Genomic DNA, 10,702 nt, shown 5'->3' on the forward strand with positions numbered 1-10,702 from the left:
CGGTGAAATCGCCCAGGCTCTCGAACACGTGCGCCGCGCCCCACCTCTCTCGGGCGTGGCTGCGCAGCCAGGTGGGCACGCCCCACAACGCGAGGGCGGGCTCGATACCGGCGGCGCGGTAGGCGATCATGTCCTCGATCGTGTTCCCAAGCCCGATGATGCGCGCAGTCGAGGCCTGTTCGGCATCGGGAACGAGGTGCCGCACGGCCTGCTCCACGCCATCCGGGCAGGGTTTGCTCAGCAAGTACGGGTGCTGGCCCTCGACTCGCGGGGCGTTGAACACGCCCTTGGGAAGCTCCTGCCAGCCGACTTCGTCCCGCTCGAACCGGCGACCGAACACCGCCTCGCTCACCTTCCAGGTCGTCATGACGGCGCGGAGGCGCTTCCTGCCCCCGTTGCTGACGATGGCATAGGGGATGCCGGAGCAGCGCAGGTCAGCAAGCTTGCAGCAGTCGTGGTAGAGCTCATAGGGCATCTTGCGGTACGGGTCGGCCTCATATGCGACGTCGAGCACGGGGTCGTCGAGAAGCGTCTGGTCGAGGTCGAGCACGGCCGCGTCGATGCGCCCATCGTTACGGGCATTGGGCCGGGGATCGGGCAGCTGGCCCATCCGATCCTGCGCGAAGCGCAGCTCGGCTTCAGACGACACCGTCCGTGCGAACGCGAAGTTGATGATCTGCCCGACGAATCCGGCATCGCGGAGGAGCTTGCCGACGGCTCGGAACGATTTGCCCGAGGTGACGACGTCGTCTAGAACCAAGATGAGATCGTAGCGGAGCACGTCAGGCGCAATCGCGAGCGTCGAGGCGTTGCCCTCCACCGAGCGCGAACCGCCGTGATGGGCCTTCTCCTTCGTCTCCACGCGCTTGAGGCTCTCGGTTAGGTCATAGGCGCCCACCACCAGAAGGTCGACTTCATCCGTCGAGCTCACGATCTCCGTCAGGACGTTCTTCTTATCCTTGTCGCTCGAGGGAATCACGACGATGCCGATGGCGTCGGCCGCAAGCCGTGCTTCGAACAGCTGGAAGAAGTCTTTTTCGTACTGCTCCTTGTACTCCTCATAGCATTCCTCGTCGTACTCCGTCTCGCGCTTGAGCCCCCTCACATAGCGGAACAGGTCCCATTGCGCCTCGTCCTTCTGGCCGTGGACGGGATAGAACCCGCCGTAGAAGATCGGCTCCTCGCGTCCCTCGAACATGACGTTGTACAAGTGGGCCATGCTCTTCAGGTTGCTCTCCTGGAATTCCTTCTTCAGTTCCGTCTTCGTGCTCACCCTTACTTCGTTGCGTTGCTTCTTTTCCATTCCGTTCTGCCGCCGGCACCAGGCGATGAACTCTTCGGGCGTTTCGAATCCATAGCTGGCGTACCAATCCTCTAGTGCCTGGGTGCGCAGCCCGCTGGGCATGCCCCACAACGCGAGGGCGATTTCAGTTTCCCAGGGAAACCCCGTGCCATAACGCGTTACGCAATGCATTGCGTCTTCCGTATTGCAGAGCGCCACAATATGCGGTTTCTCCCCCCTAGGGCGCCCGACCCTGCGATACACCTTGTCGATCACGAACCCGAGAGGCTCGGGGAACGAGTCGAAGATCGGATCAGGACCATCCGGGTCCTCGTAATCTTCACGCCACCTTTCCTCCGGAGCGTCGAACGCAAAATCAGGCAGGCCCTCCGAAACGATGTCGTATTCCTCCGTTATGGAACGCGAGTCTCCATGCGTTCTCTTCCTCGTAAGAGCGGCGAACGGGATTCCCAGATCCCTAATCGCCTCGATGAACGAATAGCGATCGTACAGACCCCCAGCAAGAACCACACCGCTAGTCGGCATACTGCTTAAATCAAGTACTAACGCATCGATAGGTTTGATAGGGAGATCGGGATCGGAATGATCGTGGCGAACTCCAGGCGAGCCATAAATCTCATCCTCCGAACCAGGCTCATCCCAATCGAGCCACCAAGCCATAGCGGGCGACATCACTCGGCGCGGAGCATAGTTATAGATACGACCGGCATACCCTGAAACGCGAAGGACCTTATCCACCGCTTCGAAGGAGTTTCCAGATAGGAGGTAGGCGCCGACAACCACGATGACATCGTATGCGTCCCCGCCGTTTGGCGCGGTGAACACAAGGGTGTTCGCGTTCTCTTCGACGGAATACGCGTAACACCGGTCGTCATTCTGCAGCGTTTCCGTGCGGACCAAACAGCCCGTGAGATCGTCGAATGCAGCTCTTAGACCGGGGTGTTCTTCCAGCAACTCCTGCAGCTCCTTGACCAAGCAATTGGTCTCGCCTCCGATTGCCGAGGGAATCACCACGACCCCTCGACGGCGTGCGGCCGTCGTCTCATCGGCAACGTCCTCGAGCAGCTTCTTCAGGCCCTCTCTGACGATTTGGCTCGTAACTGAATAGTCTCCCAAGCAGTCCCCTGCTTCAGAGCTGCTTCCCGAGATAGTGCGCCTGAGCGAAAGCCTGGCTCCTTCTTTGCCTTGAGTCCACTTCAAGTCTTCTCCAAGAAGGTTGAACCTGGCCAAGCTGCTCTCTCTGTCATAGAAGACAGGCTCCCTGAGCCCATTAAAGAAGGCCCTGCGCTGTAATGAGCGCTTTGGTGAGAATATCCGCTCGTACATCACTTCTCCCTCCTCTTCATCCCCGATTCATGGGGGATGCTCCCGTGCCTTTTTATGATACAAGTATCGTATCCTCGCGCGCAGACGGTGCGGCTCAGGTGAAACCGCGCCTCACCGCGGTTACCAGACCTCTTCGCCAGATTCGGCAACGACCGGCAGCGAATCGGCTGCCGCAGGTTCGCCGGCCGCAGCGTACGGCGACATAAATTCAAGCTCGCTCACGATGACCTCGACCTTGCTGCGCTTGGCACCGTCGCGCTCCCATACGGAGTGGCGCAGGGACCCCTCGATTGACACCTTGGCGCCCTTGGCGAGATAGCGGGAGAGCGCTTCGGCACGACGACCGAACACGATGCAGGAGAAGAAGTTGGCGCGCTCCTCCCACACGTCGGTCTGCTGGTTGCGAACACGCTCGTTCACGGCAAGACCGAATTCCAGAACCTGCGTGCCGGATGCCGTCGCGCGAAGCTCGGGGTCGCGGGTGAGGTTGCCGGAGAGAAAGACTTTGTTGATACCCATGGTGGTTTCCTTTCTATGCTGGGGCGGTGCTCCGCCCACTGCTCTTGTGCTGATGTACGTAAATGAGAAATCGAGTCGTGGATACTGCCATGAAATAAAGCGCCGACGTCGCGAGGCCTGTTGCCTTCTTTCTCGATCGCCCCTCTGCGCCGGCGCTGCGGGATCTTCGCGCTTGCTGTCCCCCAAGGTCATCGCCCCGCCGGGCTCGCTTCGAACCGGGTCTTCGCGTGCTCACACGGCCGCTCACCGGAGGGGAAAGTTTGCGCATCCGCTCTGCGGTTGTCAAAAGACCTTCCATACCCAACCGGGTATGGCCGAACCTCTGCCGATTCTCCTGCGAGCGCTGCGATTCCAAACAAGGAACAGCGCGCGCTGGAGAACCGACAGGGCCGGTAGCGCGAAACGCGAGGAGCATACCCTCGCGCCAGTTGATTTAGTTGTTGGTGATGATGGTGATCATGATGCGCTCTCCCTAACCTCTTACACGCTGAAACCTGAAACTGATGTGCTCGGATACCTAGCCGCTTCTCTGCGGTGCCCCTATTTAAGCACAGCGCCGGGGGCACCGCAAGCGGAAATCTTGTTTTAGTTTTTGTCCGGCCTTCGGCCTCATCTTTGAATAGCCATACTCACAGGCAGCGCGCAGTGCTCACAATCGAGACCTGAGACAGATTAACCTGGCACGATTGTCTCAGATTGGCCGCGTCGTCATCACTCATCATCTCGATATCGATGCATGGCGGTAAACGTCTTGAAAGCTCGCGCGCTTTCCTCATCGCTTGGCAGCGTGGGGTCATCGTCGACGGCAGAGAAGATTGGCATCGCGTTGCGCAGCTCATCGAGGTCGATGCCGAGGTTGTCGTCGCCGACACCGTGGAAGTGTGCCTCACAGACGATGCTTTCGGGCAGAAATGGCGCGCAGTGGATGGCACGTGTCACCTCGTCGCAGGCGTTCTGGTTGCGTGGTACGTCGAGTACGCCGAGGGTATAGTCGTCAATGTAATAGCCGTTGGTCTGCTTGTGTGACTCGGCGATGAGTCGCTCTGCGGCAATGCGCTCGTCTGGCGTCAGCCGGTGGCGCCAGGATGCGTTAATGCCGAGCTTTTTGGCGAGCATCCAGGCTACGTAGGCGATGGTCTCGGAGTCGCCGTAGATGTGACCTGTGGTCGGCGTCTCGGGCAGCTTGGCGAATGCGGTGAGCTCGGGGCTCGGTGTTCCGATCGCGTACCCGAGGTCGTGTTCCAGGTGCTGCGCCCAGCAGGACATCATGGGCATCTGGTACATCTCCCGCATGATGTCGTCGCACTCGTTCTGGTCATAGGGCGCCTCGAAGGCGATGATGGGCTCGTCCTTGTACGCCTCGCGCGTGCGCTTTGTCTGGCAGGCGCGCAAGGCGATACCCGCGGGATCGAGCGAGCCTGCGGGGAGCTCGCGACGGGTGTAGCCGGCGGCGCCGAAGAACTTTTGGTCGTTGTCGAGCACATGCTGGACGAAGGCCGCCTCGCGGGGATGCAGTCCGATGACACCACGGCCGGGTTGCATGTTTATGAAGCCGGGATAGAGCGTGTCGAGCATGATGCTCCTTTCTGTGCCGGGGCGGTGCTCCGCCCACTGTGCTTCAAGTATGAGACAGATTAACCTGGCACGATTGTCTCAACGGTTTAGGACGACGAGGCAGTCGAGCCCTGTCCGTCCGTGGAGCTATCAGTTGACGCAAGGAGAATCATCTTCTTGATCAGCTCTTGATATTTGCTGCACACTACATCGAAGGACTGTTCCAGCTCTTCATAGTCCTGCTGCGCCTTGAAAATGAGATCCTCGATTGGGCACTTATCACGCTCCGCTTCAGTGATGTCACTAGGCTGAGCACGGGTGCAGTTGCACGCCCTGCGTTTTGCATAAATGATGTCCCATTTTATGTCATCGAAAAAGCAACTGAACCAGCCCAAGACACTCACTTCAAAAACGTATGATTCCCTCTTCATGTGCCGACGTAAATCGTTGAGCTTCGCACGAAGCTCATCGCGCTCCTTTCGCAGCTTGTCGCACTGTTGTTGCGCCTTCTTCCGCTCCAGCGCCGCGCGCTCGGACTCGCTGAGCGTATGGAAGTTGTTGCGACGGTCGATCTCGTAGTTGGCGAGATCTATCATGTCGCGCGCCGAACGCTCACCGGGACCGTTGAGCGTCCGCCGCGCCTCCTCGAGCTCCTTGATGAACCCGTCTCGCTGTCGGATGAGCTCCTGCATCGTCAGGTTCCGGAAGGGGCTCAGCTCGGGCGCCGGCCCCGAGGCCCAGCTGCCGTAGGACGCGCCGCTCGACGCCTCGTACTGCTCGCGGTCGATGCGCGCCTGCTCGCGCGCGGCCTCCTGAGCGGCTCGGTTTGCCGCGCGCCTCGCCATCTCCTGCGCGTACCACGCGGCATCACCATCGATAAAACCCATGGTTACAGCCCTCCCTCTCTATATACATCGAAGCTCGAGATGCAACCGCTGTCCTCGAGCCCTTTCCTCCCCCGGATCCTGGATACCGCATTCACTCATATCCTTTCAACCATCTTAGCGTTTCGCTGCGGCCACTATCCACTTGCGATATCGGACATGCGCGCGCTCCTTCCCGCCCCATCTTACTTGCGTGTTGAAAAAAATCCTGCTATGGATACCGGCTGGGAAAAGACAGCATCGGCGGTTTCCTGCCAACGCAGCTTGCTAGTGACGGCGGCGTCGACCTTTCGACGGGCGAGCTCGTTCCTGAACAGGATCCCGTGTTCGAAGATGCCGTCGAGGTTCCTCGCAGATGCCCCTGTCCACCTGCGAGATCAGCGGGAGTCCCGCTCACCGCCTCATGGAACACGATCTCGCGGAAACTGTCCTCGGATTCCAAGGTACCCCGCAGCAGCCCCTGCCGGGATACAGGCCACGCCTGCTGAGCGCGGGTGCACCACCCGGGCGCGGCAGGCGTTCACTGCTTGCACGCTCACGCGCCAGTCAAACCCGTGGCGCCACCCGGACGCGGCAGGCAGGTGCCCTCCCCCTACGCTACCTTGCGCGGCTCGACGATCGCGTCGGTGAAGCCCTTTTCCAGGGCCTCTTCGGCGGTGAGATAGGTGTCCTTCGAGGTGAGCTCCTCCACGCGCTCGATGGGAAGGTTGCTGTGATCGACGAGGATCTGGCTGAGCGTACTACGACGACGCATGAGGCGACGGCTGGTCTCCTGCACGGAGAGCGCCGAGCCGCTCACGTTCTGGATGAGCGGGTCGTGGATCATGAGCTCGGCATTCAGGAACATCTCGCGACGGTCGCCGGAGACGAAGATGATCGCGCCCATAGATGCGGCCATATCCAGGCACACGGTGCGCACCGGACAGGAGATGGTGCACATGGTGTCCACGATGGCGAGGCCGGCAGAGACGTCACCACCCGGAGTCGATACATACAGCGTGATCTCGGCCGAGGGGTCTTCGTGCTCGAGCTGCAACAGCTGCTGGCACACATCGAAGGCCATGGCCGAATTCACGTCGCCGGTCACGGAAAGCTCGCGGCGGGAGAGCATCTCGTCGTAGATGCTCGTGAGGGTGATGCCGCGCGCCGTCTCGCGCATGGTGCGGGGGCTGATGATGGTGGTGGACTCCATAGGGAAGCTCCTTTCTTCGCGCCGGACGGCGCATTGCTCATGATCTATCTCGGCCTTGCGGAACAGGGCAGCCGCTAGAAGGGGATGTCGTCGTAGGAAAAATCGGTCCCACTCGCTTCGCGCCCGCATGTCGGCAGCTTGAAATCGCGCGGCACCGGCCCCTCCGCCGCCTGGACAAGCTCCGCATAGCGCGGATGCTCCTCCAAGCGGTAGGCATCGAGCGCCTCGGCGCTGCGACCGCGGATGAAGAGCCAGGCGCTTCCAGCAGGCATCTCATACAGGCTCTTGGGCAGCTTGTCCGCGCGCTCGGCGAAACAACGTGCGGTATCGAGATCTTGGAATCCCAGCACAAGCTGCGTGTCGCAGTTGCCCATGATGGACATCGCGCGTGCCCGGCCATAACGCGCCTCAAGCTGGTTTACCGATTGCAAAAGCAAGGTAACCCAGATCTCGCGGCTGCGCGTAACGGCAAGGATGTCATCGATGTTTTGGATATAGAGGTTCGCGAAATCATCCAGGAAGAAGCGAACGGGTTGGGGCAGGCGACCGCTCGGGCACCGATCTGCCTCGCGCATGAGCACGTTGAAGGCCTGGGTGACGAACAAGCTCGCAAGCGGATCGAGCGAGCGGTCGATGTCGCTCACCGTCACGAAGAGCGCGCGACGCCCATGGCCGAAGCTCGCGAAATCGACCTGGCGCTCTTCCGTGTAAAGGCGCAGCGCCCCATCGAAGCCCAGGCACATGAGCTTTTCCGCTAAGACGCCTAGGATGCTCGCATGCGTCTTCTCCGATTCTATGACTCCTGCATAGCGCTGATACAGCGTGCAGGCAAGGCTCTGCGGATTGGAGACCTCGAGGTCGTCCAGCAAGCGAAGGGTGGCGCCGTCCTGCAAGTGGTTAGCGAGCTCGATCACCGCGGCGAAGTTCTGCTCCGATCGGGGCAGTTCTTCCATAACGTAGGCGATGAGCACGGCGAGAAGGTTCGCTGCGGAATTGTCCCAGAAGGGATCCCGGAAATTCCCGACGGGCGAGACCGCCTTGGCGACGGAGATGATGTCCTGCTGGTTGGGCTTGCCCTGAGCATCACGACGCACGAAGGCGAGTGGGTTGTAGCCGACGTTCGCCGCGCCGGCAGGCAGCGGGCGGGGCTCCTCGCTTACGCTTGCGAAATCGAGGCGCTCGACGATGTAGCCCAGGCGCGCAAGGGCGCATCCCATCTCGCTGCAAAGCGTCCCCTTGGTATCGAGCACGATGAAGCTCGAAGAAGCCTCGAGCAGGTTGGGCTTGAGGACATGGCGCGTCTTGCCTGAGCCGGAGGGCCCGATGACGAGCACGTTGTTGTTGAGCTTCGTCTCGAAGGAATCGGTCTCGAGCGCGCGATTGCGACCGACGAGGGTCTTGCCGCGGTAGGCGGCGCGCGAATCGGGCTGCAGGGCGGTGCCCGCAGGCGCGGTGGTGGAGATGGTCTTTGGCATATGGATCCTTTCGCTTATGCTCACACACTTCTTACGCTTGCTCTTTCTGCTCTTGCTCTCCCATCTTGCTGCCGTGGATTTACGCCCCGGCGAGCTGCGCGACCGTCTAGCTCAGCGGCGTCACTTCGCCTGGGCGGAAGCGAGGCGCGCGGCGAGCGTGGGGTTCGGGCGAGCCGTCGGGCTCTCGGGGTGCCCTTCCTGCGTAGGGACACCATATGCGAGCGCGACCGGCTCGAAGAACAAGGAAAGGCTCCGCCGCATCAAACACTCTTTGAGCTCGGTCTCTCGCGACCAAGGCACGTCATGGGTATCCCGCCAGTCTTCCGGCTCCTCTATGAAATCGTCTTCGGGATCTTCGTCGCATGCGTCTGAAGCATGGCCAACCTCCCGGAGGTATTCGCAGCACATGACCTTGAAGCTGCGATGGAGTCCCCGCTCGGGCTCGGCAGCAACGTGCGCGGCATAGCGCCGAAGGTCCTCGGCCCCTACACCCCGGGCGTTCCCGGATGACGACATGACGGCATCCAGAATCTCCTTGCCCGTGGCGCGGCAAAAGATACTGTAGAAGGCCCGCACCTCGATTGCGTTGAGCCGATTCTTGAAATCATCTTCCGCCATGCGTGAGAAATCAGGCCGGTTTGCGCGCCTGCGCTGCGGGCGAGCGGGCTTCTGGGTGGGATTCCAGCCCGGCGCCACAACCCGCTCTACCGAGTTCAAAACCGGTGCGAGCAAGGCATCAAGGAGTGCGTCTCGGCTGCTTCTGAGAACGGAGCGCGTCTGCATACCGTCTGCAACACCGGCTCCGGCGTCGAGCAGCAGGGCGAGACGCGCGATACCTCCAACATCTCCGTGCCATTCCGGCATCATGAAGCCGCAACGGTCGAGATGCAACGCCGTCATCTCCGACGTGGCGATCGAGCTGCACATGCGACGCGCCTTCCCATCTCCGCAATAGCATTCCCATGGAGTGCGGGCCACCGCGCTCAGGCTCGCGAGGACCAGCTTCGTCGACGGCGCCCCGTTCAGCACGTCCTCGATGCGTGCAGCAAGCTCAGGATTTCGCTTGTTCATGCTAGCCCTCCAAACCCATCTCGGAGCTGAACAGCGCCTTGCAACGACGCGCCTCGTCCGGATGTTCCTCCTCATAGGCCCAGACGCGTTGCAGCGCGCAGAGATAACCGGACAGGTACACCTCATCGCTCGGACGTCCGTAGCGCTCGTAGTCCGGGTCGCCTTCGCGTTCCAGAGACTTGTCGAGCTCTCCGGTGAGCGCGCAGATGAGCTCCTTGCGCGCATCCTGTGCGGTAAAGATGAGGGTCGCGTACTCGGGATTCGATTCATAGAAGCTGGGCTGTGCGTTCTGTGCCATGGATGTGCTCTTTTCCATCTCGTGTGCCTACCGTTAAAAACCACGTGCTAGAGCGGCAACTCCCTCTCACTCCCCAGATCGTGCATGTCTAACTCAAGGAGGTCGGGGTCGATGGGGGCGCTCCGGCCCTCCACCCCGCGCACGCCATTGATGACCCGCCCTCTCAACTTGGCCGAACGAGCACCCTGTTCCGCTCGCTTCATGCATTCCTGGTACAGCGGATGCTCTTCCAGCCGGTACTTCTCCACTTCCTCTCCGCGGGCACCGGCAATGAACAGCATGGCGTGCTTGCGCGACATCTGAAGGAGCGACGTGGGAAGCTTGTCTGCACGGTCGTTGAAGCATCGCGCCGTCTCGGCATCCTGAAACGCCAGCACCAACTGCGTGTCGCAGTTGCTGATGATGGACTGGGCGCGGGCATGCCCATAGATCGCGTCGAGTTGGTTGATAGATTGCACGAACAGCGTGCACCAGATCTCGCGGCTGCGGACGATACTCAGGATGTTGTCGATGTTCTCGATATTGAGATTTGCAAAATCATCGAGCATGAAGCGGACCGGTTTTTTCAGCATGCCTCCTGGATTGCGGTCCGCTTTTCGCACGAGCTCCGTGAACGCCTGGTCTACGAACAGGCTCGTGAGCGGGTCGAGGCTTCGGTCGAGGTCGCTCACCGCAACGAAGAGCGCACGCGGCAGCCCATCGAACCCATCGAAGTTGACCTTCTGGTCTGCGGTATAGAGCGCCAGCGTCCCGTCGAAGCCGAGGCACATCAGCTTCTCCGCCACGACGCCGGCGATGCTGCCGCTCATCTGCGGGGCGGCAAGCGTGCCTGCATAACGCTGATAGAGCGAGTGGGCGAGGCTCCCCGGATCCGTGGTTTCCAGATCATCCAGCAGCTTGAACGCTGCTCGATCGTCCAGGTGCTCGGCAAGCGCGATCGCCGAACCGAAATGCTGCTCGCTGGGCGGAAGCTCTTCCATCACGTATGCGATGAGGCAGGCAATGAGATTGGATGCGGCGCGATCCCAAAATGGATCCTTCTGGCTCTCGGTGGGGCAGAGCCGGCGTGCCACCGAGATG

General features: G+C 60.9%; 9 protein-coding genes. All 9 read right to left on the reverse strand.

Annotation, left to right across the window (positions count from 1 at the left end; translation table 11 throughout):
• The coding region (locus AC1VS5_RS08745; protein ID WP_481218380.1) for a hypothetical protein at window positions 1–2,419 on the reverse strand (2,419 nt) is incomplete at its 3' end.
• 330 nt (window positions 2,420–2,749) lie between these two features.
• Window positions 2,750–3,148 (reverse strand): single-stranded DNA-binding protein, encoded by a 399-nt coding sequence (locus AC1VS5_RS08750; RefSeq protein WP_481218381.1) that lies wholly within the window; start codon window positions 3,146–3,148, stop codon window positions 2,750–2,752.
• A gap of 711 nt (window positions 3,149–3,859) precedes the next feature.
• Entirely contained in the window at window positions 3,860–4,723 is an 864-nt protein-coding gene (locus AC1VS5_RS08755) for a hypothetical protein (protein WP_481218382.1), read from the reverse strand.
• 86 nt (window positions 4,724–4,809) lie between these two features.
• Window positions 4,810–5,589 (reverse strand): hypothetical protein, encoded by a 780-nt coding sequence (locus tag AC1VS5_RS08760; RefSeq protein WP_481218383.1) that lies wholly within the window; start codon window positions 5,587–5,589, stop codon window positions 4,810–4,812.
• 589 nt (window positions 5,590–6,178) lie between these two features.
• A complete protein-coding gene (locus AC1VS5_RS08765; RefSeq protein WP_481218384.1) occupies window positions 6,179–6,778 on the reverse strand; it encodes a ClpP family protease in 600 nt (199 codons plus the stop codon).
• A 74-nt stretch (window positions 6,779–6,852) separates the two neighbouring features.
• The gene (locus AC1VS5_RS08770) at window positions 6,853–8,253 is read right to left on the reverse strand and encodes a VirD4-like conjugal transfer protein, CD1115 family (RefSeq protein WP_481218385.1); all 1,401 of its coding nucleotides are present in this window, start codon (window positions 8,251–8,253) and stop codon (window positions 6,853–6,855) included.
• A gap of 120 nt (window positions 8,254–8,373) precedes the next feature.
• Window positions 8,374–9,324: a hypothetical protein gene (locus AC1VS5_RS08775; RefSeq protein WP_481218386.1), complete on the reverse strand. Its 951-nt coding sequence runs from the start codon at window positions 9,322–9,324 to the stop codon at window positions 8,374–8,376.
• A gap of 1 nt (window position 9,325) precedes the next feature.
• Entirely contained in the window at window positions 9,326–9,622 is a 297-nt protein-coding gene (locus AC1VS5_RS08780) for a hypothetical protein (protein WP_481218387.1), read from the reverse strand.
• A gap of 47 nt (window positions 9,623–9,669) precedes the next feature.
• A partial coding sequence (locus AC1VS5_RS08785; RefSeq protein ID WP_481218388.1) for a type IV secretory system conjugative DNA transfer family protein occupies window positions 9,670–10,702 on the reverse strand: 1,033 nt, incomplete at its 5' end.

The organism is Enorma sp. (assembly GCF_982429025.1).

Excerpts from the sequence above, each read along its gene's own strand:
- AC1VS5_RS08750 (WP_481218381.1), bottom strand. The coding sequence starts at position 3,148 with ATGGGTATCAACAAAGTCTTTCTCTCCGGCAACCTCACCCGCGACCCC.
- AC1VS5_RS08755 (WP_481218382.1), bottom strand. The coding sequence starts at position 4,723 with ATGCTCGACACGCTCTATCCCGGCTTCATAAACATGCAACCCGGCCGT.
- AC1VS5_RS08760 (WP_481218383.1), bottom strand. The coding sequence starts at position 5,589 with ATGGGTTTTATCGATGGTGATGCCGCGTGGTACGCGCAGGAGATGGCG.
- AC1VS5_RS08765 (WP_481218384.1), bottom strand. The coding sequence starts at position 6,778 with ATGGAGTCCACCACCATCATCAGCCCCCGCACCATGCGCGAGACGGCG.
- AC1VS5_RS08770 (WP_481218385.1), bottom strand. The coding sequence starts at position 8,253 with ATGCCAAAGACCATCTCCACCACCGCGCCTGCGGGCACCGCCCTGCAG.
- AC1VS5_RS08775 (WP_481218386.1), bottom strand. The coding sequence starts at position 9,324 with ATGAACAAGCGAAATCCTGAGCTTGCTGCACGCATCGAGGACGTGCTG.
- AC1VS5_RS08780 (WP_481218387.1), bottom strand. The coding sequence starts at position 9,622 with ATGGCACAGAACGCACAGCCCAGCTTCTATGAATCGAATCCCGAGTAC.